At 68.9% G+C, this 25,385-nt stretch carries 23 protein-coding genes, 1 pseudogene, 1 CRISPR repeat array and 1 riboswitch; of the genes and pseudogenes, 11 read left to right on the plus strand and 13 right to left on the minus strand.

All coding sequences use genetic code 11. The annotated features are described in order from the left end of the window. Positions 1 to 272: 272 nt before the first annotated feature. The 3 genes from MJ777_RS16445 to MJ777_RS16455 form a co-directional block, all read right to left on the minus strand. On the minus strand, positions 273 to 467 hold the full coding sequence (locus tag MJ777_RS16445) for a hypothetical protein (RefSeq protein WP_239377076.1): 195 nt from the start codon (positions 465 to 467) through the stop codon (positions 273 to 275). Positions 468 to 956: 489 nt separating this feature from the next. After that, positions 957 to 2,366: direct repeats of the CRISPR family, unit length 30 nt; unit sequence GTCACTGATCATCCCTGGAGGGATTGAAAC. 104 nt (positions 2,367 to 2,470) lie between these two features. Next, positions 2,471 to 2,737 (minus strand): type II toxin-antitoxin system RelE/ParE family toxin, encoded by a 267-nt coding sequence (locus MJ777_RS16450; RefSeq protein ID WP_239377077.1) that lies wholly within the window; start codon positions 2,735 to 2,737, stop codon positions 2,471 to 2,473. A gap of 2 nt (positions 2,738 to 2,739) precedes the next feature. Further along, positions 2,740 to 2,982 carry a type II toxin-antitoxin system Phd/YefM family antitoxin gene (locus MJ777_RS16455; protein ID WP_239346654.1) on the minus strand — a complete coding sequence of 81 codons (243 nt, stop codon included), beginning with the start codon at positions 2,980 to 2,982 and terminating at the stop codon, positions 2,740 to 2,742. Positions 2,983 to 4,343: 1,361 nt separating this feature from the next. On the opposite strand from MJ777_RS16455, the gene MJ777_RS16460 reads away from it, so the two are divergent. Genes MJ777_RS16460 through MJ777_RS16470 form a run of 3 tightly spaced genes read left to right on the plus strand, consistent with a single transcriptional unit; the run spans position 4,344 to position 5,499 of the window. Next, a complete protein-coding gene (locus MJ777_RS16460) occupies positions 4,344 to 4,679 on the plus strand; it encodes a type II toxin-antitoxin system RelE/ParE family toxin (protein ID WP_239377078.1) in 336 nt (111 codons plus the stop codon). Continuing rightward, the gene (locus tag MJ777_RS16465; protein ID WP_239311137.1) at positions 4,676 to 4,990 is read left to right on the plus strand and encodes a helix-turn-helix domain-containing protein; all 315 of its coding nucleotides are present in this window, start codon (positions 4,676 to 4,678) and stop codon (positions 4,988 to 4,990) included. Before MJ777_RS16460 ends, MJ777_RS16465 begins: the two co-directional genes overlap by 4 nt. After that, positions 4,987 to 5,499 carry a hypothetical protein gene (locus tag MJ777_RS16470; RefSeq protein ID WP_239311136.1) on the plus strand — a complete coding sequence of 171 codons (513 nt, stop codon included), beginning with the start codon at positions 4,987 to 4,989 and terminating at the stop codon, positions 5,497 to 5,499. The genes MJ777_RS16465 and MJ777_RS16470 overlap by 4 nt, the downstream gene beginning before the upstream one ends. A gap of 599 nt (positions 5,500 to 6,098) precedes the next feature. Here the strand turns inward: MJ777_RS16470 and MJ777_RS16475 are convergent. Beyond that, entirely contained in the window at positions 6,099 to 6,290 is a 192-nt protein-coding gene (locus tag MJ777_RS16475; protein ID WP_239346651.1) for a hypothetical protein, read from the minus strand. A 212-nt stretch (positions 6,291 to 6,502) separates the two neighbouring features. On the opposite strand from MJ777_RS16475, the gene MJ777_RS16480 reads away from it, so the two are divergent. The 3 genes from MJ777_RS16480 to MJ777_RS16490 are packed head-to-tail and all read left to right on the plus strand — an operon-like array spanning position 6,503 to position 9,914. Continuing rightward, positions 6,503 to 7,738 carry a hypothetical protein gene (locus MJ777_RS16480; protein WP_239377079.1) on the plus strand — a complete coding sequence of 412 codons (1,236 nt, stop codon included), beginning with the start codon at positions 6,503 to 6,505 and terminating at the stop codon, positions 7,736 to 7,738. Further along, a complete protein-coding gene (locus MJ777_RS16485; RefSeq protein ID WP_239377080.1) occupies positions 7,735 to 9,063 on the plus strand; it encodes a helicase HerA domain-containing protein in 1,329 nt (442 codons plus the stop codon). Before MJ777_RS16480 ends, MJ777_RS16485 begins: the two co-directional genes overlap by 4 nt. A 53-nt stretch (positions 9,064 to 9,116) precedes the next feature. Next, complete coding sequence (locus MJ777_RS16490; protein WP_239377081.1) at positions 9,117 to 9,914, plus strand: class I SAM-dependent methyltransferase; 798 nt, start codon at positions 9,117 to 9,119, stop codon at positions 9,912 to 9,914. A 287-nt stretch (positions 9,915 to 10,201) separates the two neighbouring features. Here MJ777_RS16490 and cobN read toward each other — a convergent pair whose 3' ends face one another. Next, positions 10,202 to 13,924, minus strand: coding sequence for a cobaltochelatase subunit CobN (gene cobN, locus MJ777_RS16495; RefSeq protein ID WP_239377082.1), 3,723 nt, complete (start codon positions 13,922 to 13,924; stop codon positions 10,202 to 10,204). Between the two features lie 34 nt (positions 13,925 to 13,958). After that, a riboswitch (cobalamin riboswitch) is annotated at positions 13,959 to 14,100 on the minus strand. Positions 14,101 to 14,138: 38 nt separating this feature from the next. On the opposite strand from cobN, the gene MJ777_RS16500 reads away from it, so the two are divergent. The 3 genes from MJ777_RS16500 to MJ777_RS16510 are packed head-to-tail and all read left to right on the plus strand — an operon-like array spanning position 14,139 to position 17,531. After that, entirely contained in the window at positions 14,139 to 15,278 is a 1,140-nt protein-coding gene (locus MJ777_RS16500) for a nitrite reductase (protein ID WP_239377083.1), read from the plus strand. Next, positions 15,268 to 15,891 carry a precorrin-8X methylmutase gene (locus tag MJ777_RS16505; RefSeq protein ID WP_239311914.1) on the plus strand — a complete coding sequence of 208 codons (624 nt, stop codon included), beginning with the start codon at positions 15,268 to 15,270 and terminating at the stop codon, positions 15,889 to 15,891. The genes MJ777_RS16500 and MJ777_RS16505 overlap by 11 nt, the downstream gene beginning before the upstream one ends. Beyond that, positions 15,888 to 17,531: a precorrin-2 C(20)-methyltransferase gene (locus MJ777_RS16510; RefSeq protein WP_239377084.1), complete on the plus strand. Its 1,644-nt coding sequence runs from the start codon at positions 15,888 to 15,890 to the stop codon at positions 17,529 to 17,531. Before MJ777_RS16505 ends, MJ777_RS16510 begins: the two co-directional genes overlap by 4 nt. Here MJ777_RS16510 and MJ777_RS16515 read toward each other — a convergent pair. Beyond that, positions 17,503 to 18,249, minus strand: a complete 747-nt coding sequence (locus tag MJ777_RS16515) for a cobalt-precorrin-6A reductase (RefSeq protein ID WP_239377085.1) — start codon at positions 18,247 to 18,249, stop codon at positions 17,503 to 17,505. The genes MJ777_RS16510 and MJ777_RS16515 overlap by 29 nt on opposite strands. Positions 18,250 to 18,313: 64 nt before the next feature. Between MJ777_RS16515 and cobF the strand changes: the two genes are divergently transcribed. After that, positions 18,314 to 19,075: a precorrin-6A synthase (deacetylating) gene (gene cobF / locus MJ777_RS16520; protein ID WP_239311911.1), complete on the plus strand. Its 762-nt coding sequence runs from the start codon at positions 18,314 to 18,316 to the stop codon at positions 19,073 to 19,075. A gap of 45 nt (positions 19,076 to 19,120) precedes the next feature. Here cobF and cobM read toward each other — a convergent pair whose 3' ends face one another. The 7 genes and pseudogenes from cobM to MJ777_RS16555 all read right to left on the minus strand — a co-directional run bounded on the left by cobM (position 19,121) and on the right by MJ777_RS16555 (position 24,770). After that, entirely contained in the window at positions 19,121 to 19,876 is a 756-nt protein-coding gene (cobM, locus tag MJ777_RS16525) for a precorrin-4 C(11)-methyltransferase (RefSeq protein WP_239311908.1), read from the minus strand. Then, positions 19,873 to 21,102, minus strand: coding sequence for a precorrin-6y C5,15-methyltransferase (decarboxylating) subunit CbiE (cbiE, locus tag MJ777_RS16530; protein ID WP_239377086.1), 1,230 nt, complete (start codon positions 21,100 to 21,102; stop codon positions 19,873 to 19,875). Before cbiE ends, cobM begins: the two co-directional genes overlap by 4 nt. A gap of 65 nt (positions 21,103 to 21,167) precedes the next feature. After that, positions 21,168 to 21,325, minus strand: a pseudogene (locus MJ777_RS16535) (transposase); the annotation flags it as partial. Positions 21,326 to 22,157: 832 nt separating this feature from the next. After that, entirely contained in the window at positions 22,158 to 22,667 is a 510-nt protein-coding gene (locus tag MJ777_RS16540; protein WP_239311915.1) for an STAS domain-containing protein, read from the minus strand. A gap of 335 nt (positions 22,668 to 23,002) precedes the next feature. Further along, the gene (locus MJ777_RS16545; protein ID WP_239377087.1) at positions 23,003 to 23,770 is read right to left on the minus strand and encodes a GAF and ANTAR domain-containing protein; all 768 of its coding nucleotides are present in this window, start codon (positions 23,768 to 23,770) and stop codon (positions 23,003 to 23,005) included. A 51-nt stretch (positions 23,771 to 23,821) separates the two neighbouring features. Continuing rightward, positions 23,822 to 24,550 carry a GAF and ANTAR domain-containing protein gene (locus MJ777_RS16550; RefSeq protein WP_239311902.1) on the minus strand — a complete coding sequence of 243 codons (729 nt, stop codon included), beginning with the start codon at positions 24,548 to 24,550 and terminating at the stop codon, positions 23,822 to 23,824. Next, entirely contained in the window at positions 24,543 to 24,770 is a 228-nt protein-coding gene (locus tag MJ777_RS16555; protein ID WP_239377088.1) for a hypothetical protein, read from the minus strand. Before MJ777_RS16555 ends, MJ777_RS16550 begins: the two co-directional genes overlap by 8 nt. A gap of 398 nt (positions 24,771 to 25,168) precedes the next feature. Here MJ777_RS16555 and MJ777_RS22770 point away from each other — a divergent pair, with 398 nt between their 5' ends. Then, positions 25,169 to 25,297 carry a hypothetical protein gene (locus MJ777_RS22770; protein ID WP_255720713.1) on the plus strand — a complete coding sequence of 43 codons (129 nt, stop codon included), beginning with the start codon at positions 25,169 to 25,171 and terminating at the stop codon, positions 25,295 to 25,297. Positions 25,298 to 25,385: the final 88 nt, after the last annotated feature.

Here is a 25,385-nt window from a genome sequence, read left to right on the forward strand (position 1 = left end):
CCCTACAAGTTCCTGCGCTGCGACCCTACCAGCGATCCTGGGGGGTCTGACCTGCGGGTTTGCAAGATCCTTCCAGAACCTCTCAGCGGGGGCTGTGGATAACCTGATCCAAAAGATTGATCGTTTATGTTTGTGCAGGTCACAGAGTTATCGATCTTCGCCAGAACCTCCCCGTTCCATCGGCGTGTCGGAGGTTCTGGATGTCGATCACGATGGAGCCGCTGGACGGGATCGCGAAGCTGTGCAATGCCCCGGAATCACCCCGGCCCTCATCATCTCCGCGACACGAACCGCAGCGTGATGCCCCCGCCGATGCTCTCGGCGACGGACTCCAGGCCCACAGTCGGCGGGACGTACATCGCCAGTACGCGGATCAGTTCGTCCGGGCCAACGCCTGCCTGGACGGTGAGCTCCACCGACCCGTCCAGGGTGCTCACCCGGGCGACACACCCTCGTACCTTGTCCATGCCTGCCCCCTCTGCCCGCTACGGCCACGTACACGCGGGAAGACGACAGGCTACATAGACCTGCTTAGCGTCCCGTCACCGTGGACAGTGAGCTGGACCTGGTGGACATCACCGAGGTAGCCGAGATCCTCGGCGTGGGCCGATCACGGGCCGACACGATCAGCAGGTACAAGGGATTCCCCGACCCTGCCGTGATCAAGCCGCGCATGCGGCTGTGGCACCGGGCGGACGTTCAGACGTGGGTGGCCCGGAACCGGCCCGGATGGCGCGACGGGGAGAGCGCACGTCCGATGTACCCGCGCGGTGATGCGCTATCTCCAGTCCAGAGCATGAGATGCCCCTCCCTCAGACGCGAGATGAGTAACCAGGAGGCCATCCTCTAGAATGACGATCAAGGCTCTGACCTGCGGTGTTGCACTACCGCCGGACCGCTGCAGAACAGGCCCCGGATCAAGCTCGCAAACCGCCCCTGACCTGGGCGTTTATCTTCGGGTCACTGATCATCCCTGGAGGGATTGAAACGTCGTCAACTGCCAGCGCCCCCGCGGGACGCTGGCGTCACTGATCATCCCTGGAGGGATTGAAACTACCAAAAGGACGTCTCCCATCAGCCTATCCCACGTCACTGATCATCCCTGGAGGGATTGAAACCCCGGCTCCCAGCCGCGCTGTGCCGCCAGGGCGGGTCACTGATCATCCCTGGAGGGATTGAAACCCCCTTCTTCAGCTGGAAACTGTGCGCTATCTGCCGTCACTGATCATCCCTGGAGGGATTGAAACCCCCTTCTTCAGCTGGAAACTGTGCGCTATCTGCCGTCACTGATCATCCCTGGAGGGATTGAAACACGTCGACTTCCCGTTCGAGGCCCTTCACGCGCGGGGTCACTGATCATCCCTGGAGGGATTGAAACATGCGGGACTGCCAGTCCGCCTCAGACATGGGAAGCGGTCACTGATCATCCCTGGAGGGATTGAAACATCTCGGCGATGGCCCGATGCTCCTGCGTATCGCGTCACTGATCATCCCTGGAGGGATTGAAACTGCCGAACCGCTGCATCCCTACCCCTCTATGGTAGGTCACTGATCATCCCTGGAGGGATTGAAACAGACGTACAACTGCCGGCACGTGGACGAGTTCAACGGTCACTGATCATCCCTGGAGGGATTGAAACCCGGACTTCTGGATCAGCTTCAGCTTTTCCATCCGCGTCACTGATCATCCCTGGAGGGATTGAAACGAGTACGGCTCCGATCCCCACAGCGTCCACCGGGGTCACTGATCATCCCTGGAGGGATTGAAACACCGGGAGTCCCAGCAGCGGCGCGACCCACGGCGGGGCGGGTCACTGATCATCCCTGGAGGGATTGAAACCCGCGCAGAACGATTGCGCTCACTGGTCACCGTGTCACTGATCATCCCTGGAGGGATTGAAACGTGCGTGCCTTCTCGGTCGTAATCCCGTGGATGGCCGGTCACTGATCATCCCTGGAGGGATTGAAACCCGGGTCACCGCTCGCCAGCACGATGCCCCCGGCGTCACTGATCATCCCTGGAGGGATTGAAACACTAGCCTCCCTCCTGTACGCCTGCCGTACACCGCGTCACTGATCATCCCTGGAGGGATTGAAACTCCTCATCCCAGACGGGACGGCCGGCCAGTGCGCGGGGTCACTGATCATCCCTGGAGGGATTGAAACGCGTAGGTGGCGTACATGGTGTTGTCGCCAATGCTGGGTCACTGATCATCCCTGGAGGGATTGAAACGAGGTAAGACCCGTGACCATTGTGACTGGCCCCACGTCACTGATCATCCCTGGAGGGATTGAGACACCACGGCGTACAAGCAGATCCACACGCCGGGGAGCAAGTCACTGATCATCCCTGGAGGGATTGAAACAGCCCGGCTGCGGCTTCGACGGCGACGAACGGGCGGTGCTTGAGCGGGCGGTCGAGATCCTGAGAGCTCACCCTGATGCTCAGCGAAGGCGATAGCAGGTGGAATCAGGATCCGCGGTAGACCTCTCTGCGGTGCGCTACCCGGACCACCGCGACGACGAGGCGGGCATCCTCAACGTGGTAGATCACCCGGTAGTCGCCCACCCTGAGCCGGAGCACACCCGAAGGTTCACCGACAAGTGCTCGGACCCCGTGGGGACGAGGATCGTTCGACAGTTGCGTTACCGCCGTCAGCACTCGGCGCGCTGTCACACCGTCGAGCTTGCGCAGTTCACGCAGCGCCCGTGTCGTCCACTCGATCTCGTACGCCACCGTCAGGTCAGGCCGAACTCGGCCATCACGTCCCGGTGCGCCACGCGCGGTTCACTGGACGCAAGCGCAGCCCGCGCGGCGGTCAGGTCGGCCTCATCCTCGGCCGCTTCCAGCTCTCGCAAATCATCGATCGAGATCACCGCGGCCACGGCACGACCATGACGGGTGAGCACGGTCCGCGCGTGCGCGTGTTCCGCCTTGGACACGATCTCACCGAGATGGTCCCGTGCCTCACTGATCGGCATCTCAGTCACACCCCACATTGTACGAACTGGGGAGATCGATCGAAACCCTCTCTCGTCAGGTCAGCCGGCCCTACAGAGGCCAACCACTCCGCGCGGTCAGGACGTGGAGACGGCCCACGGGACGGTAACAAAATCTTGGTCCCCTTGATCCGAACCTGCGTCGTTGATCGAGATCGCTGCGGCTATGGCACGGACACGGGCGTCCGAAGCCCCGCCGACAGTGACTGTGCGTTGCCGAGAGCGGGGTGGCGGCAGGGGCGGGGACAGGGGTGTACAGCAGGGGTGTACGTACACCCCTGTCCCCCGTCGCTAGCGCACAGTGTCACAATCTGTAGATACATTGGCATCATGACCGGCAAAATTATCGACAGTGAGTGACTGATTTTCGGGCCGGGGAGGCATATCCACCCTCCGAGGGGTGTACAACAGCGGATTTGTACACCCCTGCTGTACACCCCTGTAGAGAGATCACATAGCACGTTGGCACCACCGTCATGGTTACCCTTGGTCATGACACTCCTCTGCGGTGATCAAGCGTGGGGGGGTGCACGTCCGCACAGAAGGTCCCCCTGGCCGCCTCATTACTGATGAGGGTGAGTCGCACATCGCACGCGCGGAAGGTGAGGACCTCGACGGGGCCGGAGGCCCGCGAGTGATCGATGTGGGCACGATGTGGGCACGTCGGTTCGACGTGTGGGCACCTTTTGCCGATTCTCCGCAGTCGTGCCCGAATCAGAACCCGTTGCGGCGCAAGGGTTCCGTCCGTCAGTGATTGCCGGAGATCGGCGCCCCGCCGGGTTCGATTCCCGCCACCTCCACCACGGACAGTAATAATGCTCTGGCCTGGGCAAATAGGTAAGATCTATAACTTCCGATACTTGATCAAGCGGAAGATGTCCAGGTCAGGGTGCCGATCAATTGGTTCGACCCTCAAGCGCATCGGTAGATCTTGACTGCGAAGCGTAGTGAGGATCGGATTACATTAACTTAACGGCAGATCATCTCAGCAACCAAGGCGAACCCCACGCTCGTTGCCATGCCCCCGGAGCCGGTCTGTGCGGTGTGCCGCAACGCGCATCCGCGCACGCTCGGCGACGAACCGCCCCGGCGACACGGCCATGGTGCGCATCGGCCAGCGACGGCGCCGCTGGCGCTCGGGTAGGTCCCGGCGCGGCCGTGTGGTGCGCGATCTGAGGTTCTCGCGTCCGTGCTGACCGTGATCTGCCTGTGGTGCAGCACGCACCAGGACGGGCCGGCGAGGCATCGATAACTACGCGCCAGGCTGAGGCCTGCGGCGTGCCCGGGCACCTTTCCAGAGCTGGGAAGGTGTGAATCGATAACATGCATGTTATCGTGGGACGGTGGTCTGGCAGGTCTTGATCCATCCCGCCGCAGATGCCGAGCTGAGCAAGATCCCCGCGAAGGAGCGGGCAGCGATCGTCACAGCTTTCGACAAGCTACGAGCCATCGGCCCGACGTTGGGCTACCCGCATACCAGCGACATCAGGGCCACACACCACCTCCGAGAGCTTCGACCGCGGCAGGGCCGCAGCCCTTGGCGGGCGTTCTACCGACAGATCGGGCAGATCCTTGTCATCGGTGCGGTTGGACCGGAGGCCGAAGTCGACCCAGCTGGCTTCCGGCGGGCCGTCGCTACCGCCGTGCGACGCCTTGACGATCTGGAGGACGACAGATGAAGCTTTCAGACCTCAAGCCACTTGACCAGGTCATCGACGAGCAGCGCGGCGACGAGGAGTTTCGCCGGGTGTGGGACGGCGCGGCGTTCGCAAGACAGGTCGCCAACCGAGTCGTCAACTTCCGCACCCGTAAGGGCCTATCCCAGCGCGAGTTGGCGGCGCTGGTCGGCATTGCCCAGCCTGCGATCTCGCGCTTGGAGCAAGCCGAGCACCAGCCTTCGTTCGAGACACTTGCGAAATTGAGCCGGGCGACGGGCCTTACATTCCATTTTGAGGTGGCGGACGGCACTGTCGAACTCGTCGACGCATGATTGGTACCGAACCAGACTTCCCTGGCGGATATGCGACTGTCGCTGGCTGGATCAACGAGCTCTACAACGACGAACCTGGTCGTAGCCTGTGGACGGTGCTTGACGATCCGTTGCGCTTGGCGCTGGCCCAAGGCTGGGTCTGGGGCGTCAATGGTCGCCAGGCCGACGACGACCTCGCCGAGGATCTAGCCGCCTACGACTCGGACAACAAACAGTTTGACGAGATGCTCGCCGCCTTCGTAGATCACTGGCGGCACGTCTACCGCGGGCTACGGAAGGGCGTCGGCCTGCTTCGGTGGACTATGCTCGTCGGCGCGAATATGGAGCTCGTCGTCCTGACTTCCTCGAAGTACATCGGGGCGCAGGGCAGCCGCAAGATCCCGGGGCACTCCTTCGTGACGCACCTTGACGGGGATGACTGGCTGATCGCGGCAACTGCACGGCGCCTCCCGGTCCCAGGTTGGCCGCCCTCCGAGGAGACCATTCCAGGCCTGGAGATCGACGGATAGCCGCGTCGCCGAAAATGCGCTTGTCCCTCCCACGCCTGTGGGGTGATCCTCCGGTGTAGAGCGGCGCGTATACGGCCACGATCTCCTCCTGTGCGCGTGGCGGTGATCTATCGCGCGCTAACGGACCTCGCTCGTGACCTCTGTTAACGTGTTCACACCCGCCCCCGACCCGCTCACCGCTCTTTCCTGGTGGGGTGCGGGCCCGAACCCCGGGACGTCACAGTCTCGGCTCCGCCGAGCAGGGGGGCTCGCTTTGTTGCACTTTCGGATAGCTCCTGAATGCCTACTTCCGAACGTGTCCATAGACCGGAAAGCCGCGACTGTGCTACAAAAGGGGGTCTGCCAAATTAACGGCTCCGTCGCATATCCGGTGGTGACCGTATATAGCCGACGCGAGATCCTGCGAAGAAGCGGGTGAAACCGCCGCGGTCTGCGGCGGCCTTCCGGGCTCCCGCGTTTGGGACACCTATTGGATCCACCGGCCGACGCTGCCGGCGCCGCCCGGAATATCGCGATTGCAGGCTGCTTGTCTCGTCGGGCAGGTCACGACAAATGCCTACTTTCAGTCATCACCGGATCTGCGGCAGAGCCGTTATTTCTCAGGCCCACGAGGCTGGGTTGGCCTGCCCGTTGAGCGCGGTGTGGGTGTCGGCGCGCAGCTGGGTGACCAAGCCGGACGTGGTGCCGGTGCCGGTGCCGACTTCGACGGGCGGGGCCGCCGACGGTCGACGCTTGACCATTGTGGGGTCGGGATGTCGGCAGCCCGTGGTTCGGCAGGGGGTTTCCGCCACCGCTGGCTCCTGGCTCCGCTCCGGCCTGACTCGCTCCGATGCTCGCCTCCGGCCGTCGTTCGGGGCCTGGCGTGCGCTGACACCGTGGTCACAACGCACGGTGGCGATGCGACCGGAGTTTGCCGTTTTCCCCACCGCATCGGCCCACCTGGTGCAACGATCTGGTGGCCGGGTGGTGACGTATGTGCGGCTCGCGGGGGAGGTCGTTGGTCATGTCTCCGCCAGAGCGACCGCACGCCCACCATCCGACGGCCCGACAGACTGGCGTGCCAGGTCAGGCCGAGGCGCAGGAACAGGCCAAGACGCAGGAACAGGCCAAGACGCCAGGTCAGGCGGACGTACGTAGCCTCGCCGACATCCTGGCCGTCGCTCCGTGGACGGATCTGGAACAGCACATCGATCAGCTCCGTGAGCGGGTCGACCGCGCGGTGCTCGCGTCGCATGCGCGGCGGGAACAGTTGCGCGCCGAGATCCTTGCTGAGAATCCCGGCCTGCGGAGCCTCATTCGACGCCCCTCACACGAGGCATCGGCCTGGGCGAGGGACCTGCTGCGGTCCGGTGTCGTCGCTGCCGCCGACGGCACCCTGGCTGCGGTACCGCTGCTGAGTGGGACGAAGATCCAGATTGGTGTCGTCGTCGTGACGAACACCGGTGAGTCCGTTCGGCTGGTCACCCGCGTCTTCGAGCATGAACTCACCGCCCAGGGCGACACTGCCCGGGAGTTCTTCGACAACCTGCGCAAGGTGCATGGCGGTTCCAACCTGGCCAGCCGGGCGCTGATGCTGTTCGGTGAACGTCAGATCCTGCTCTCCCAGGATGCCGACTGGCGGCTGATCCACGGCGAGCTGATTCCCTACGAACTGCGCACCGGTGTCGGCCTGCCGCGGGAGAACCTGCCGCCGGTCTTCGAGCTCACCCGGCGCTACGTGGCCGACCAGCGGTTCATCGCCGTCAGCGAGAGCCCGGAGGACCTCGACGTCCTCAACGCCGGGGCCATCCTGGAACCGGGCGAGTACATCGAGCTGCGCACACTCTCGGATGACCTGACGACCTTTCTTGACGGGGATTCCGACTCCGGGGTCACGAAGGCGGGATTCAATACCGTCGACCGCGGCAACTTCCGCAGTTTCATCGGGGAGGTCGGTCCGGAGGTGACCATCGTCTTGCTGAAGGCCGGGCACCGGCCATTTCTCCTGGAGTGCCACCGTGAGCGGGTCGAGCAGGCCGCCGCGCTGTTCCTCGCTGACGCGCTGTGGACCAGGGGCCTCCCGGACGCCGCCGCGACGGCGACGGCCCGCGGGTTTCCGTTCCATCTCGATCTTGCCGACGCCGTCGCCCGCACCATGTTCCGTGCTGGGGAGTTCCGCGACTTCGTCGAGGCCCGGCTGATGGAGCTGGGGGTGGAGAAAGGCCTGGTCGATCTCGATCCACGGCGGACCCGCGGATGAGCCCGCGCGATGCCGATGCCGATGCCGACGCCGGCGCCGACGCCACGCGGCGTCCTGACGGCGACGAACGCGGCGTGGAGCCCGCCGACGGAACGGAGCAGGCAGAAGAGCGCGGGACGGAGCCAGGCGACGGGCTGGGGACAGAACCGGCCGACGAGCGCAACGGCGAACAGGAAGACGAGCCGGAACTGATGGAGGAACCCGAGAACGCGGACCCGGCGGGCGAGAAGACCGACAACGGCGAGAACGGCCCGAGAGAAGCTGCCACCGACGCAGCCCGGGAGGATCTGGCCGCCTCGCTGATAACGCTCGGCTTCGTCGCCTTCGACGGCCAGGGCACCGACAACACCAGCAGTGGTGTGCTGGTCTCCGAACAGCTGCGCCGCCATTTCCGGCGCGATTCCTACGTCGGCGTCGACGACGCGGAGCAGGGCATCATTTTCCTCGGCAGGGTTGTAGAAGGGCCGTTCCACAGCCCGCACGAGATCGGCAGCGACTCGGCTATCAGCCGGACCACGCTGCTGCACCCGGACCGGACGATGTTTCGCCCCACCTACTACGCCTCGGGCACGATCGAGATCCTCGGTGAGGTCGGCCCAGACGAGTCAGTACGTCCGACGTCCACGAGACCACGGCCTTATTCCCGGACGTTCATCTACCCCGCGGACCGGCTGCGCCGCATGCTCGGTCTCGAAGGCGACATGCAGCTCGGCTCGCTGCTGGGCTACGAGGACGTCCACGTCGAGGCGGACTCGCAGAAGAAAGCATTCCTCCCGCGCAACGTCGGCATTTTCGGCACTGTCGGGTCGGGCAAGTCGAACACGACCCAGGTGTTGATGGAGGAGGCGCTGCGGGCGGAATGGGCGGTCGTCGTCATCGATGTCGAGGGCGAGTACGTCCGCATGGACCAGGGAAACGACGACGATGCGCTCGCCGCCCTGCTGTGCGAGCAGTTCCCCGACCGCCTGCCGCGCGGGATACCAGATCTTCGAGTGTATGTGCCGAACGCGGGGGAGACCGAGGCGTCGGACGCGATGACCTTCAAGGTTCCGATCGCGGATGTCCCCGACGAGATCATCGCCGACATCATGGAGTTCAGTGAAGCCCAGGTCCGTATGTGGGGTGCGGTGACAAGCCAGGCGAAAAGGCTCGCCGAGACGGCGCCACGCCGATCCCGGCTGGGGGTTCTCGACTCGCCACCGGGAAGGTCCCCGAATGCAGCGGCGGCCTTGACCCACCGCCGGACCTCCAGACTGCGGCGGCGCACTGCGAGCAGCTCATCCGTCTACCGCCGGCGGCGGTCTCCGCCGTTGGCGACGAACTGACCGGATGGCTCGGCGAGGACAACGCACGCCTCCTCACCGCCTGGAAGCCGGCCGTGTTGGCCATCGAGGACGAACGCCTGCGCCGCTTCGCCCTCGTCGCGCTCTCCCAGTCGCTGCGGCCGTCGTCCCGCTGGCTGGCCGACTCAGTGAAGGTCACCGCGGACCCGCATCGCGTGCCCATCCCGCTGGAGCACAGCCTGCGTCGATGGACCCGTCAGATCGCCCGCGACTGCGAGGCCGAACTGGTCGTGTTCGAGGCGGCCCGCCGTCCGCCCGCGGTAGTCCTTCATGCCGACGCCCGCCACCTGGCCCTGCCTGATGCCAGCGTCGACGCGATCGTGACCTCACCGCCCTACTTCGTCACCTACGACTACTTCGACGTCCAACGCTTGTCGTACCTCGCCTTCGACTGGCCGATGCGACGTGACCTGCAGATTGGCGCGAAGTACCGGCAACCTCCGGTGACCGGGCACATCTGCCTACCGCCCGCCTTCCGCTCCTGGTACGAGCAGGATTTCCGCTCCGAGCGCACAGTTCTCGGACGTGCTCTGCGGGCCTACGTCGACGGTCTGCGGTGTCACCTCTCCGAGGCTTTCCGGGTGGTGGCACCAGGCGGTGTCGTCGTCTACTCCGTCGCCAACACCGTCCGCGCCGGCCGTGTCTTCGACCTGGCCGGCGGATTCCGAGAGCTGCTCACCGAGGCCGGCTTCACGGACGTCCACGCGGCCACCCGCGTCCAGGAGGGACGGCGCATCCTGCCCGCGGGCCGCAATCCCCGCACGGGCCGGTTCACCGGCGGCGTGGGGAACGCGGGCGTCCGCGAGTACGTGGTGCTGGGCCGCCGCCCCTGACGAAGGTCACGCCAGGCATCAGCGGAGACCGCGGCCGTCCGATGAGCCGGACCGCCGCCGAGACGTCCGTCGGAGAGCGAATCGCCGCCACGGCCATGCCCCCGGCCCGACCACTAGGAGCGACCGGCAATAGGGGAGGCGCCGCGGCGTCGAGGAGCGCGCCGAGAGCCAGGTCGTCGGCGGCGCCCGCCGCCGCGTCTCAGCGGATCAGAAGGGGTGCGTCCTCCATGGTCGTCACAGATGCGGTTCTGTCGCACCTGGCCGCGCGCCGGTCACGCACCCGCCGGTCAGCTGTCGTCTTCGAGGTTTCCTTCGGTTTCCAGGTAGGCGGTGCGCAGCGCGTCGAGGGTCTCGGGACGCGGTGCCTGCCACAGCTGCCGGTCGACGGCTTCGAGGAGCCGCTCGGTGATGCCGTGCAGCGCCCACGGGTTGGACTGCTGTAGGAACTTGCGGGTGTCGGGGTCGAGGACATAGGACTCGGTGACCTTCTCGTACATCCAGTCCTCGACGACGCCCGCGGTGGCGTCATAACCGAAGAGGTAGTCGACGGTCGCGGCGAGCTCGAAGCCACCCTTGTAGCCGTGCCGGCGCATCGCCGCGATCCAGCGGGGGTTGACCACCCGTGCGCGGACGATACGGGCGGTCTCCTCGCTCAGTGACCGGGTGCGGGTGGCGTCGGGGCGGGTGGAGTCGCCGATGTAGGCCTTCGGCGCGCTCCCGGTCAGCGCGCGGACGGTGGCGATCATCCCGCCGTGGTACTGGAAGTAGTCGTCCGAGTCGATGATGTCGTGTTCGAGGGTGTCGGTGTTCTTGGCCGCCACCGCGATGCGCCGGTAGGCCGCCTCCATGTCCGGGCGGGCCTGGCGGCCGTCCAGCCCCCGGCCGTAGGCGTAGCCGCCCCAGGTGGCGTACACCTCGGCGAGGTCGGCGTCGGTGCGCCAGTCCCGGGAGTCGATCAGCTGCAGCAGGCCCGCGCCGTAGGTGCCGGGCGCGGAACCGAACACGCGGGTGGTCGCCCGTCGCCAGTCGTCGTGCTCGGCCAGGTCGGCGAGCGCGTGCGCGCGGACGTGGTTGTCCGCGGCCGGCTCGTCCAGGCCGGCCGCGAGCGCGACCGCGTCGTCGAGCATGGTCACGACGTGCGGGAACGCGTCGCGGAAGAAACCGCTGATGCGGATGGTCACGTCGATGCGGGGCCGGCCCAGCTCCGCCAGTCCGATCGGCTCGACGCCGCTGACCCGCCGGGACGCCTCGTCCCACACCGGCCGCACCCCGAGCAGGGCGAGGCACTCGGCGATGTCGTCGCCGGCCGTGCGCATCGCGGACGTCCCCCAGATCGACAGACCCACCGAGCGCGGCAGGGTCCCGGTGTCGGCACGGTAGCGCTCCAGCAGCGAGTCGGCCATGGCCTGGCCGGTCTCCCAGGCCAGCCGGCTCGGGATCGCCCGGGGGTCCACCGAGTAGAAGTTGCGACCGGTGGGCAGCACGTTCACCAGCCCGCGCAGCGGTGATCCACTGGGGCCGGCGGGGACGTAGCCCCCGTCCAGCGCGTGCAGCACGGCGTCGATCTCGGTGCCGGTGCCGGCGAGGCGCGGCACGATCTCGGTGGCGGCGAAGCGCAGCACGGCTGTGACCGCGGCCGGGTCGGCCAGCAGCGTGGCCGCGGCTTCGGGCACCGGGGCCGTCGGGTCCTCGGCGCCCGCCGACCCGGCCGCGCTGCTCCCGGCCGCCGCGACCGCGGCGACGGCCGCCGGGACCTCGGCCGGATCCCAGCCCCGATGCTCCATCGCGGTGACCAGGGCCCGCGCGATCTCCTCGACCGCGTCGGTCTCGACCCGGCCGGCCCGCTCCCCGGCGGCGTGGTCGGGCAGGCCGAGCGCCTCGCGCAGGCCGGGCAGGGCACGGGCGTCGCCGGCCCACATCTGGCGGGCCCGCAGCATCGCCACCACCAGGTTGATCCGGGCCGGCCCGGTCGGCGTGACGCCGAGGACGTGCAGGCCGTCGCGGATCTGGGCATCCTTGATCTCGCACAGCCAGCCGTCGACGTGCAGGAGCAGCTCGTCGAACTCGCTGTCGTGCGGACGGTCGGCCAGGCCGAGGTCGTGGTCGAGCTTGGCGGCCTGCAACAGGGTCCAGATCTGGGCGCGGATCGCGGGCAGCTTCGCCGGGTCCATCGCGGCGATCTGGCTGTGCTCGTCGAGCAGCTGCTCCAGGCGGGCGATGTCGCCGTAGCTGTCGGCGCGGGCCATCGGCGGCACGAGATGCCCGACGAGGGTGGCGTGGACGCGCCGCTTGGCCTGGGTGCCCTCACCCGGGTCGTTGATCAGAAACGGGTAGATCAGGGGCAGGTCGCCGAGTGCGGCGTCCGGCCCGCAGGAGGCGGACAGCGCCGCGTTCTTGCCGGGCAGCCACTCCAGGTTGCCGTGCTTGCCGACCTGGACGATGGCATGGGCGCCGAACTCGTCGGCCAGCCAGCGGTAGGCGGCCAGGTAGTGGTGGCTGGGCGGCAGGCCGGGGTCGTGGAAGATCGCGATCGGGTTCTCGCCGAAGCCGCGGGGCGGCTGCACCATGACCACGACGTTGCCGGCCCGCAGCGCGGCGAGGACGATCTCGCCGTCCGGGTCGCGGGAGCGGTCGACGAACAGCTCACCCGGTGGCGGCCCCCAGTGCCGAGTCATCGCCTCCCGCAGGTCGGCGGGCAGCGCGTCGAAATGCCGCCGGTAGCGGGCCGTGCTGATCCGGATCGGGTTGCGGGCCAGCTGTTCCTCGGTCAGCCAGGCCTGGTCCTGCCCTCCCGCGGCGATCAGCGCGTGGATCAGCGCGTCGCCGTCGGCCGCGGCCACTCCTGGCAGGGCGTCCGGGCCGTCGGCCGGGCCGATGTCGTAGCCGGCGTCGCGCAGCGCGGCGAGCAGCCGCACCATCGAGGCCGGGGTGTCCAGGCCGACCGCGTTGCCGATGCGGGAGTGCTTGGTCGGATACGCCGACAGCATCAGCACGACGCGGCGCCGCGCGGGCGGGATCCGCCGCAGCCGGGCGTGGCGCACCGCGATACCCGCGACCCGCGCGGCCCGTTCCGGATCGGCGACGTAGCTGGTCAGGCCGTCGGTGTCGACCTCCTTGAACGAGAACGGCACGGTGATGATCCGGCCGTCGAACTCCGGGATCGCAATCTGGGTCGCGGTGTCCAGCGGGCTCGCGCCGTCGCTGCCCGCCTGCCACTGATCCCGGGAACCGGTCAGGCACAGGGCCTGCAGGATGGGCACATCGAGTGCGGCGAGCGCGCCGACATCCCACTGCTCGTCGTCGCCGCCGGCACTGGCCGCCGCGGGGGTCGAGCCGCCCGCGGCCAGCACCGTGACGACGAGCGCGTCGGCCTGGCGCAGCGTGACCAGCAGCTCGGGCGGCGCCCCGCGCAACGACGAGCAGAAGACCGGTACCGGCAGGCCGCCCGCACGTTCGATCTCGTCGCACAGGACGCGGACGAACCCGGTGTTCCCGGCGACCTCGTGGGCCCGGTAGTACAGCACCGCGATCCGCGGGGGGCCGTCGTCGGCCCGCGGTCGCTGCGTCCGTCGCGCTGGCTCCTCCAGGAGCTGCGGCCGGCCCCACAGCGGAGTCGCCGCCGGTGGCGCGAAGCCGAGACCGGTGAGCAGGATCGCGTCCGACAGGAACGCGTACAGGTTGCGCAGGTTCGCCGGGCCCCCGTGGGCGAGGTAGGCATGCGCCTCCGCCACGATGCCGCCCGGCACGGTCGAGGACTCCATCAGCTCCGCGTCCGGTGCCTGCTCACCACCGAGGACGAGGACTGGCAGGCCGGTGGCCAGCACCGCGTTCAGCCCGTCCGCCCAGGCCCGCCGGCCACCGAGGATCCGCACCACGACGATCGAGACGCCGGTGAGCAGGGCGGGCAGGGCGGCGACCTCGACGCGGGCGGGGTTGGCCAGCCGGTAGTCGGCACCGCTGGCCCTGGCGGAGAGCAGATCTGTGTCAGACGTGGACAGCAGCAGGATCACGACGACTCCTCGCCCGGAGTCCGCGCTCCGGTTCGGCGGGTGCCGCGACGCCGGACAGTTCCTGGCTCCCACCACCCGGCAGGCGGGCGGCGGCGACAGTGGCGGGACCGCGCTGGACTCGCACCAGCTTCCTGAAACCCGGCGTCGCGATCGGCACTGGTAAGGCTGCCATATCGGACGCCTCGGCGAGGGTCCGCTCCGTACACTCGCGGCTGTGACCGGCGACCCGACCCCCGCGCGGGTGCTGCCCGACCGGTGCCCCGGTGCCCTGCGCGCGCATCAGGCCGCCGATGGCTTGCTCGCCCGGGTCCGGCTGCCGGGCGGCTTCCTGTCGGCGGAGCAGCTGCTCACCCTCGTGGCCGTGGCCGCCGCCGGTGGCGACCCCCGGCTGGAACTCACCACCCGGGCCAATGTGCAGGTACGTGCCCTGGCCGAACACGAGGTGGCGCTGTCGGCGGCCCGGCTCGCCGATGCCGGGCTGCTCCCGTCCGTGACGCACGAACGGGTGCGTAACATCATGGCCAGTCCGCTGGCGGGGCTGGACAGCCCGACTGATCTCGCCGCGGTGGTCGCCGAGCTGGATACCGAGCTGTGCGCGCGACCGGGCCTGGCGGACCTGCCGGGGCGGTTTCTGTTCGGCGTCGACGACGGGCGCGGTGACATCGCGTCCTTACACCCGGACATCACCATCGTCCTCACGGCCCGGACGGCGTCGGTGTGCGGGTTCTCAGTGCCCCGGGCGGCGGTGGTTCCGACCGCACTCGCCTTCGCGGAGTCGTTCCTGGCCGAGCGGGCGGTCCAGAACAGCGCGGCGTGGCGGGTCGCCGAGCTGACCGGCGGGATCAGCGTGGTCGCGCGTCGCGCCCTGGCACCCGGCGGATTCGAGGTCCCGGCGGGCCGGGACGTGCTACCCCCGCGGCTGCGTCCCGCCGGGCTGGTGGAGCAGATCGACGGAGGAACAGCGCTGGTGGCGCTGGCCCCGCTCGGGCGGCTGTCATCCGCCCAGGCCACCCTGCTGGCGCGGCACGCCGGCCCCCGCGGGCTGCGGGTGACGCCCTGGCGCGGCATCGTGCTGCCTGACCTGCCCGACCCCGAGGAGTTCGCCGCGGCAGCGGCGGACCTCGGGCTCGGTGTGGACGACACGTCGCCGTGGTACTGGCTCTCGGCCTGCACCGGCACACCCGGCTGCACCAGCGCGCTGGCCGACGTCCAGACCGATGCCGCTGCCGCCGCGGGACGCTGGCCTGGCCGGCACGCACACTTCAGCGGCTGCCGGCGGCGCTGCGGCCGGCCGGCGGACACGCGGATCGACGTCATCGCGACCGATGAGGGGTACGTGTTCAGTGACGACTGACTACATCCGCGACGGAGCGGAGATCTACCGGCGTTCGTTCGCCACGATCCGGGCCGAAGCGGACCTGTCACCGTTTCCCACCGACGTGGCGCAGGTCGTGGTCCGCATGATCCACGCCTGTGGCATGGTCGATCTCATCCGCGACGTGGACTACGCACCGGGTGCCGTGGCCGCGGCGCGGGCCGCGCTGCGCGCGGGCGCCGCGATCCTGTGCGACGCGCAGATGGTGGCCAGCGGCATCACCCGGTCCCGCCTGCCAGCGGACAATCCGGTCATCTGTACGCTGCGGGACCCCCGGACGGCCGGGCTGGCCGCCGCGGCCGGCACCACCCGCTCGGCCGCGGCGGCGGAGCTGTGGGGCGAGTACCTGGACGGCGCGGTCGTCGCGATCGGCAACGCGCCGACGACCCTGTTCCGGCTGCTGGAACTGATCGCCGATGGCGCGCCCCGGCCGGCCGCGATCCTCGGCCTGCCGGTGGGCTTCATCGGTGCGGCCGAGTCCAAGCGCGCGCTCGCCGACAGCGGCCTGCCGTTCCTGACCGTGCACGGCCGGCGCGGAGGCAGCGCGTTGGCCGTCTCCGCGGTGAACGCGATCGCGAGTGAGGCGGAGTGAGCACGCTGGACGCCACGAGCACGAACCGGCGGGACGGCGGGGCCCGGGGCACCCTCTACGGGGTCGGGCTCGGGCCGGGGGACCCGGAGCTGGTGACGGTGAAGGCCGCTCGGCTGATCGCCGCGGCCGATGTGGTCGCTTACCACAGCGCGCGGCACGGCCGCTCGATCGCGCGGGCGATCGCCGAGCCTTACCTGCGGGCGGGGCAGATCGAGGAGCAGCTGGTCTACCCGGTCACCACCGAGACCACCGGCCATCCCGGCGGCTACGCGGGTGCGATGGCCGATTTCTACACCCAGGCGGCCGACCGGCTCGCGGCTCATCTCGACGCCGGCCGTGACGTGGTGCTGCTCGCCGAGGGCGACCCGCTGTTCTTCAGCTCCTACATGCACATGCACAAACGTCTTGCCAGCCGGTTCGACGCCGTGATCGTGCCGGGGGTCACCTCGGTCAGCGCAGCCGCGTCCGCGACGGGTATCCCGCTGGTCGAGGGCGACGAGGTGCTGACCGTGCTGCCCGGCACGCTGCCGGGCAGCGAGCTCGCCCGCCGCCTGCGGGACACCGATGCGGCGGCCATCCTCAAGGTCAGCCGCCACTTCGCGGACATCCGCGATGCGGTGAGGCAGGCAGGCCGCCTCGATGACGCCTACTACGTGGAACGGGCCTCCACCACCGACCAGCGGATGCTTCCGCTGGACGAGGTGAGTTCGGGCAAAGTTCCCTACATGGCGATGGTGGTGGTGCCCGGGGCCCAGGCATCCGCACCAGCACCCGCCAGATCGGCATCCACGGTCTCCGCGGTCTCCGCGGTCTCCACGCTCTCCACGGCGCCGGCGGGTGCTGGCTCCGCCGCGCCGGATCCGGTCGCTGCCGGCGCCCCGGGCGCGCGCACCGGGCGGGTCGACGTGGTGGGGCTGGGTCCGGGCGGCCGGGACTGGCTGACTCCGCAGGCCCATGCGGCACTGTCGGCCGCGGAGCACCTCGTCGGCTACGGCCCGTACATCGAACGGGTTCCGGCCAACCCGCGGCAGCAGCGGCACGTCTCCGACAACCGGGTCGAGGCCGAACGCGCCGAGTTCGCGCTCGACCTTGCCTGCCGGGGCCATCGGGTCGCGGTCGTCTCCTCCGGCGACCCCGGGGTCTTCGCGATGGCGAGTGCTGTGCTGGAGGCCGCCGCCCAGCCCCGCTACACCACCGTGGCGGTCGGTGTCCTTCCCGGCATCACCGCCGCGCAGGCGGTCGCCGCCGCCGTCGGCGCGCCCCTCGGCCACGACTTCGCCACCATCTCGCTGTCCGACCGCCTCAAGCCGTGGGCGGTGATCGGCCGGCGGCTGGAGGCCCTGGCCCGCGCCGATCTGGTGATCGCGATCTACAACCCGGCGTCCCGGGCGCGGCGCCACCAGCTCGACGAGGCCCGTGACCTGCTGCTGCGCCACCGCGACGCCGGCACCCCGGTGATTGTCGGCCGGGCTGTCGGCACCGCGGAGCAGGCTGTCTGGGTCACCACGCTGGCGGACCTCGACACCGGCTCGATCGACATGCGCTGCCTGGTGATCGTCGGATCGTCGCAGACCCAGGTCGGGACCGGCCCGGACGGTCGTCCCCGAGTCTTCACCCCGCGCCGTTATCCAGCAGACTGACGATCTCCGCCGCTGTGGCGGCCCAACGGACGCCGGCCGGTGGGACAGGCGGATCAATCATGATCACGGGGATGGAGAGGTGGCGCGCCACGGTGAGTTTGGCCGCGGTCAGCGGTCCGCCGCTGTTCTTGGTCACCAGCACGATCACCCCGTGCCCGGTCATCAGTGCCGTCTCACCCTCGACGGTGTAGGGACCCCGGTCCAGCACCACGGTGTGCCGCGCCGGCAGTGCCTCGGTGGGCGGGTCGACCGTGCGGATGAGGTAGCCGTGCCGGCTGTCGTCGGCGTAGGCGTCCAGACCTCGCCGGCCCGTGGTGACGAACACGCATCCAGGCCCGGGAAGACCCGCCGCCGCCCGCGCCGCCTGCGTGATGTCGGGCACGTGGAGCCATCGGTCACCCGTACGAGCCGACCACCCTGGTCGACGCAACGCGAGCAGGCGGGTCCCGGTCACCGCGGCGGCCTGTGCCGCGTGCGCGGACATGATCGCCGCGAACGGGTGGGTCGCGTCCACCAGCACGTCGACGGCAGCGGTGCGCAAGTAGCCCACCAGTCCATCGACCCCGCCGAACCCACCGACGCGGACCTCACCCCGCGGCAGCGTGGGCCGGCTGATCCGGCCCGCCAGCGACGAGATCACCTGGCAACCGTCCCGGCCGTGTAAGGCGTCGGCGAGCGCGCGGGCCTCGGCGGTACCGCCCAGGATCAGTACCCTCACGCCACGACCCTAACGACGGCCGTGCGCCTGCGGCGGCCCTGCGGCGACAAGGAAGGCGGCAGGCATGCGGGAGATCCTTGTGATCGGAATCGGCGCCGGCGACCCGGAGTACATCACGATCCAGGCCATCAACGCCCTCAACGTCACGGACGTCTTCTTCGTCGTCGACAAGGGTGACGAGAAGGACAGCCTGCTCGCCCTGCGGCGGGAGATCTGCGACCGTTACATCCGCGACAGGGACTACCAGGTGGTCCGGATCCCCGAACCACCCCGGGACCGCCAGGCCGAGGCCTACACCGGAGCCGTCGAGGACTGGCACGAGCGCCGCGCGGAACTGTTCGAGGCCGCGATCAGCACCCACCTCACCGATGACGGCCGCGGAGCCTTCCTCGTCTGGGGCGACCCGGCGCTGTACGACAGCACCCTGCGCGTCATCGACCGCATCCTCGCCCGCGGCCAGGTGGAGTTCACCTACCAGGTCATCCCCGGCATCACCAGCGTGCAGGCCCTCGCCGCCCGCCACCGCATTCCGCTCAACCGCATCGGCGAACCCATCCACATCACCACCGGCCGCCGCCTCGCCCAAGGCCTGCCCGACGGCTTGGACAACGTGGTGATCATGCTTGACGCCGGGCTCGCCGCCGCCGACCTCGACGACCCCGGCCTGCACATCTACTGGGGCGCCTACCTCGGCACACCGGAGGAGGAACTGCGCTCCGGGCCGCTGGGCGACGTCGCCGAGGAGATCGCCCGGACCAAGCGGGAACTGCGTGAACGCCACGGCTGGATCATGGACACCTACCTGGTCCGCCGCGAGACCTCCTGAGCGAGTCCTGAGCGAGTCCTGAGCGAGTCCTGCGGGAACCGGCCCTCAGGAACCGGCCCTGGCCCGCTGGCGGGCCGCGGAGTACAGGTGGCTGTCGTGGAATCCCTCCGTCGCCAGCACCCGCCCCACCACGATCACCGCCGTCCGCCGGATGCCGGCCGCGCGGACGGCCTCCGCGATCTCACCGAGACTGCCCCGCAGCACGACCTCGTCGGCCCGGCTCGCGTAGGCCACCACCGCCACGGGGCAGTCCGGGCCGTAGCGGGGCAGCAGGTCCGCCACCACGGCGTCGATCCGCTGTACCGACAGGTGCACCACCAGGGTCGCGCCCGAAGAGCCGAGGGTGGCCAGATCCTCACCCTCGGGCATCGGTGTCGCCCGTGCCGCGGTACGGGTCAGGATGACCGTCTGCCCGACACGGGGCACCGTCAGCTCCCGCCCCAGCGCCGCCGCGGCGGCGGCGAACGCCGGCACACCCGGGGTGATGTCATAGGGCACACCGGCGGCGTCCAGCCGGAGCGCCTGCTCGGCGACCGCGCTGAAAATCGACGGATCTCCCGAGCACAGGCGGGCGACATCGAGCCCGGCCCGGTCCGCGGCGATGAGCTCGGCCACGATCTCATCCACGGTCAGCTCGGCGGTGTCCACCAGCCGCGCGCCGGCCGGACAGAGGGCAAGGACGTCCTCCGGCACCAGGCTGCCCGCGTACAGGCACACCGGTGAGGATGCCAGCAGGCGCTGTGCGCGCACCGTCAGCAGATCCGCGGCACCCGGCCCCGCACCGATGAAATGGATCGTCATCCTCGTTCCTCCCACCAGCTCCACTGCGTCACCGGCATCGCGGGCCGCCATCCCGTGAAGCCACCGACCGGCCCGGCCCGCTGGATCCCGATCCGGGTCAGGGTGCCGCCCACCTTGGCGTGCCAGCCCGCCAACGTCGCCTCCGACTCCACCGTCACGGCGTTGGCGACCAGGCGCCCGCCCGGAGCGAGGGCGGCCATGCACGCCTCGACCACGCCGCCTTCGGTGATGCCTCCGCCGATGAACACCGCGTCCGGTGCGGGCAGACCAGCCAACGCCTCCGGCGCGCGGCCTGCCACCACCCGCAACGCGGGCACCCCCAGCTGCTCGGCATTGCGGGAGATCCGCGAGCGGCGATCTTCCCGCGGCTCGACCGCGACCGCGCGACAGGCCGGATGACTACGCATCCACTCGATCCCCACGCTGCCCGACCCGGCTCCGACATCCCACAGCAGCCGCCCGGGGACCGGCATCAGGGCGGCGAGCACCATCGCTCGAACCTCCCACTTGGTGATCTGCCCGTCATGCTCGAACGCCTCGTCGGGCAGACCGGGGGACCGGGCCAGCAGGACAGCCCCTGCCCCGGCACGGCATTCGATCGCGACGATCGTCAGTGGATCATGATCGGTGCCCGCCCATTCCTGCGCGACGCCTGACACGACTCGCTCGTCCGGGCCACCCAGCCGGGTCAGTACGGTCACGGCACTCGGCCCGAAGCCCCGTTCCACCAGCAGTGCACACACCGCGCCGGCTAGGTGCGGCTCCGCCGCCAGCACCAGGACCCGGCGGCCCGGCTGGACCGCGGGATGCAGCGTCGCCAGCGGGCGCCCGACGACACTGACGACCTCGACATCCTGTACCGGCCACCCCAGGCGAGCGCACGCCAGCGACACCGACGACAGCGTGGGCAGCACCCGCACCCTCTCCGGCCCCAACAAGCTGACCAGCGCCGAGCCGATCCCGAAGAACATCGGATCGCCACTCGCCAGCACGGCGAGGCGGAGGTGCCTGTGCTCGTCCAGCAGCCCGGGCAACGCCGGCAGGAGCGGTGATGGCCACTCCACCCTTCTCGCGGTCACCGTGTCATCGAGGAGTCGCAGCTGACGACTGCTGCCCAACACCACGTCCGCGGAACCCACCGCCTGCCGCGCGGTCGCCGACAGTCCCCGCCACCCGTCGGCCCCGACCCCGACCACCGTGCACCACAGCGCGTCCCGCTCTGCCATGGGCTCAGTTTGCCCGATGTTGACCCGGGAGACGTAGCGCGCAAGCCCCGCCGTTTAGGGCGGGGTCAGCGCATCGGTGCTGGCCGCCGCTGCCCTTCGATGTACTCGCGCAACGCCGCGATGGGCGCTCCGCCAGCCGAGGCGGCGAAGTAGGAGGGGACCAGAAATGCCCACGCGTCGAGGCCCGGTTCACCCGGCCGGCGAACTCGGCGCGCAGCATCCGCCCATCCTCTCGGTGTTATCCGATCATCCTATCGGAGCGTCGCTACGACCATTTGACCCCGCCCACCCATTCCGGGCGGTCCCGCGCTGCACCCCGGCCCGTATCCACCAGATTTGAGCCGGTGACACGCTTACGGAGCTTTACCACTGGTTCCTCTCGTATACCGTCTGATCTCGCTCGCCGGACCCGCCCCGTCTGGCAGTCCCGAGGCGTCCCGGCTTTGTCAGCGCTGCTCCCGCCCTTCCCGGCGTCTCCCGGGTCAGACTGCGCTCAGCTCCTACCAGGCTGCTGCGACAGCCCAGCGAGAAGGCCTTGCACCTCCTTCGGTTCTCAGCGCCTCACGGCGCACTGCGGCCTCGCGTCGCACCGTGTCAGAGGCTCTAGATGTTAATCATGATGTGACCGCTTGACAGCCACACGCATCAGCCCCTCGGAACCTCGCCGGGCATATATCGCCGTCACCTCTCCATCATCCGTCGGATACGGACAGGCGCAGCCTCCGGGGAGGCTGGCGATGACGCACCCACCACGGCTACGGATCAACGAACCCGGAGTAGCTGTCCCCGTCGGACTACCGGGCCGACCTGAACGGGCTCACGCACCCACGGGTCCGCGTCCAACGGCACGAACGGCCTCGACACGGCACCGGGAACGCGGGTGGGGTTCGCCGCCGTCTTCTCGGTAGACCATCGGGCTGAAAATGGGCGTGGCATACCGACCCTCCTTTCTGCATGTTCACATGCGGCTCACGTGAAGGGAGGGTCGGACCAGATGCCAGCCTGTTTTTTGGCACAGTGCTCGGCGCCCCTCTCCTTTCCCACTGTAGGGGCGGTTAAAGGGGAACTGGCTCATCCCGTCCGGCGATCGACGCAGAGGACAGCCGACGGCCGAGGGGGCTGGTGACGTCGCTGCTTGCTACCGGGTGGACTCGCCGTCCACGACCTGGGTGGGTCGTCGAGGGGATCGGTGTCGGCGTGGCGTGTACATCCAGCCGGTTGACCAGGTTGGTCAGAGTGAACAGGCGGAAGATATGAGGCCGGGCGCCGACAACGGTGATCGGGATACCGGCCCGGTCCGCCTGGTTCGCAGCGCTGACCAGGATTCCCAGGCCGTGGGCGTCGAGGAACGACACGCCGTCGAGGTCGATCACCAGGATCGGTGGGTGCCGGTCAAGGCCGGCGATCAGCGCCGTGCGGAGCGCGGCGCTGATGGAGATGTCGATCTCACCGTAGATACGCACGACGGTCCTGTCGGGCGTGACGCAGGTGGTGGTGCGAAAGTCAGTGGCACAGCCGTCGGTGCGCTCCCGCATTGGATCGGGCAGGTCGAGGAACTTTTCCATCACGGTTACCAGGCCTCCGGCCGAACGAGTTGCTGCCGTGAGGTGCAAGCAGTCGACGGGAGCGCATGGCGTCCGGACACTTCGGCTGGCTACTCAAACCCAGGCTGCAACTATAACGCAATCCATCCCACCGTCTGCGGTTTTTTTCTCATCACACGGCTGGTTCCACGGCGCCGGGACACCCGCCGTCGAACCGGTCCGGCTGACCGGTCGAAAAGGGAATCATCTGGCTCGTTGTCGTGACGCTCGGCTCGTCCCGGCCGGGAAATACCGCCGGCTGGCGTGCGGTCCCGGCGGCTTCGTTCCTCGGCGACCTGAACCCCGCCCGCGGCCGGCTATCTTCCCGAGTCTGGGACGGGTGGCGGCGGCTGGCACCGGGCTCGGGGGGCCAGCATGGCGGTGCTGTCGTAGGTTCCGTCGACGATGCCGCGGGCCAGGTCGGTGAGGCGGGTGTTGGTGTTGCGGGCGTGGCGGCGGAGCAGGTTGAATGCCTGGGCCATGTCGAGGGTGCCGCGTTCGGCGAGGACTCCTTTGGCCTGTTCGATCAGGACCCGGCTGGTCAGCGCGTGTTGGAGCTGTTCGGCGAGGATCTCGGAGCGGCGGATCGCGCGTTCCTGCAGGATCGCGATCGTGGCGACGTCCGCGAGCGCCTGGCCGACGCGCGCGTCGGTGTCGTCGAGGAGGCCGGGGCGGGTACCGAACAGGTTCAACGTGCCGATCACCTCGTTGCGGAGCCGCATCGGCAGTGCATGAACCGACTGGTAGCCTGCGGCCAGCGTCTCCGCGGCGAAGATCGGCCATTGGCCCGCGGTCAGGTCGATGTCGGGGACTGTAACCGCGGTGCCGCTGTGGTAGCAGTCCAAGCAGGGTCCCTGGTCGTGTTGGAGCTGAAACAGCTCAAGCAGCCGGCTGGTCTCCGAGGAGGCTGCCACGACCTGCAGGCTGCCGCGCTGGTCGGCCAACAGCAGCCCGGCGGCAGCCACATTGAGCAGTGTCACGCAGTGGCTGGCCAACCGGTGCAGCAGGTCCACGACGTCGTAGTCGGCGACAAGGCTGTCGGCAAGGGCGACGAAGGCCTCGCTCAACTGCTGTTCCTTACCCACCGTTACCCTCCGCAGGCCCTCGGGCAACCCTGGCAAAAGTCCCGTTCTCCGTCATTGGAGCAGGTCACCGTCGAGTCGCAGGCGGCGGGCGACGATGTCGCGGGCGACCTCGTCGGCAGTCCGTCCGGCGGCGTAGGCGTGCGCACGGAGCCGGGCGAGGGCCTCCTGCGCGCTGACTCCGAGCTGGGCGATCACCATTCCGGTTGCCTGGTGGATCTCGGCCCGATACATCCCGGCGGCCTCCGAGTCCGGTCCGGACAGCAGATCGACCGGGCCATACGAGTCGCCCGCCGCCGCGTCGATAAGCGCCAAGGCCACAACATCCACGACAATCAAGGTGTCCGCCAACCCATCGCTGTCCAAGGAGCCCGCCCGCGCGCACACGAGGTCGAGGACACCCAGCCGGATCGCGCCAATCCGCAACGGGAACGCGAAGATTGCCCGGAAACCGGCCGCCAGGACCGCGGGGGTGAACATCGGCCAGCGGCGCCCCGCCGGTCCAGTCACGTCCCCGACAAGCACCGGATGCCCATACCGGACGGCATCCCAGCCAGGTCCCTCCCCGAGGGTGAACTGGAAATCATCGAGGCGGGCCGTGGCCGGGCCGTTCGCGCCGTACCAGCCCCGGACGGCAGCGTCGGTCGTCACCGAGATCGCCGCCCCATCCACCGGCAAGGCCGACACCACGCCGACACACAACCGGTCCAGCACCGAGGCGTCCCTGGACCGGTCCGCCAGCAGGGCACGCAGCTCAAGACGGAGCCGGCCGGGGTCACTCACGCGCTCCCTGGCCGCCACGCAGATCCGGTGCGGCACCGGCAACATCCCTGGCCGTGATCAGCCGCTTCTCCGGGATGGGGGGACGCAACGGCACCTCGGCACGGTGCAGGTAGCGCAGCAGCCGCCGGTAGGAACCCAGCGCGCCGCCCAGCAGGGCGAGATTCACCGCGATCCGAACGGAGTACCAACGCGGATGGTCATCCAGCAGCGACCCGCACATGACAGGGCGGCCCCATTCGGCACACTCGCTGTCACGGACCCCGCAGCTGTTCTCCTCACCCCGCAAGGCTCGGAATTTCCATAGGAAAATCTGTCACGACGTCCGTAGTCATAGTGATCCCTCTCAGCTGGCCAACGCATCAGCGAGAGGGAACCCGGACAGGCGTACAGACCAGACCAGGACGAGAACACAGCCACGCTGACGTGACACCCGTCAGGTTACGCCGTCGCCCGCGACCTTTTCCAGCCCGTACCCGCCAGGTTGTCGGTGCCGAGCGAAAACTGGCCAGGCGTTGTCAAAGTAAAACGGCGCACCCTCCAGCCGTGGAGCCCTGCAAGAACAGCGGTGTAACCTTTTTATGACACTTTGTGTATAGGTGCAGGTAGGGGAAGCGCCCGATGACCAGCACGACGACCGAGCCGGTGACGGAGACGATCGCGGACAAACCCGCCGACACCGCGCCGGTGGTGGACGAGGCGCTCGCGCGGCGCCTCGTCGAGCAGGCGAAGGCGCGGGGGTGTCGCTGACCCCGGCCGACAGCTTCACATGGGGTTACTCAAAAAGTTCCTGCGTTGTGACTTTGTGATGATGCAATCTCCCCGCGGAAAGACGGAA

Origin of the sequence: Protofrankia sp. Cj5 (assembly GCF_917627405.1) — a bacterium.
Taxonomy (GTDB): domain Bacteria; phylum Actinomycetota; class Actinomycetes; order Frankiales; family Frankiaceae; genus Protofrankia.

What these genes read in the sequence shown, in the direction of transcription:
- MJ777_RS16455 (WP_239346654.1), bottom strand. Translation starts at nt 2,982, where the DNA reads ATGCCGATCAGTGAGGCACGGGACCATCTCGGTGAGATCGTGTCCAAG.
- MJ777_RS16480 (WP_239377079.1), top strand. Translation starts at nt 6,503, where the DNA reads ATGTCTCCGCCAGAGCGACCGCACGCCCACCATCCGACGGCCCGACAG.
- cbiE (WP_239377086.1), bottom strand. Translation starts at nt 21,102, where the DNA reads ATGGCAGAGCGGGACGCGCTGTGGTGCACGGTGGTCGGGGTCGGGGCC.
- MJ777_RS16540 (WP_239311915.1), bottom strand. Translation starts at nt 22,667, where the DNA reads ATGGAAAAGTTCCTCGACCTGCCCGATCCAATGCGGGAGCGCACCGAC.
- MJ777_RS22770 (WP_255720713.1), top strand. Translation starts at nt 25,169, where the DNA reads ATGACCAGCACGACGACCGAGCCGGTGACGGAGACGATCGCGGACAAA.
- MJ777_RS16485 (WP_239377080.1), top strand. Translation starts at nt 7,735, where the DNA reads ATGAGCCCGCGCGATGCCGATGCCGATGCCGACGCCGGCGCCGACGCC.
- MJ777_RS16555 (WP_239377088.1), bottom strand. Translation starts at nt 24,770, where the DNA reads ATGTGCGGGTCGCTGCTGGATGACCATCCGCGTTGGTACTCCGTTCGG.
- MJ777_RS16465 (WP_239311137.1), top strand. Translation starts at nt 4,676, where the DNA reads ATGAAGCTTTCAGACCTCAAGCCACTTGACCAGGTCATCGACGAGCAG.
- cobM (WP_239311908.1), bottom strand. Translation starts at nt 19,876, where the DNA reads ATGACGATCCATTTCATCGGTGCGGGGCCGGGTGCCGCGGATCTGCTG.
- cobF (WP_239311911.1), top strand. Translation starts at nt 18,314, where the DNA reads ATGCGGGAGATCCTTGTGATCGGAATCGGCGCCGGCGACCCGGAGTAC.
- MJ777_RS16470 (WP_239311136.1), top strand. Translation starts at nt 4,987, where the DNA reads ATGATTGGTACCGAACCAGACTTCCCTGGCGGATATGCGACTGTCGCT.
- MJ777_RS16445 (WP_239377076.1), bottom strand. Translation starts at nt 467, where the DNA reads ATGGACAAGGTACGAGGGTGTGTCGCCCGGGTGAGCACCCTGGACGGG.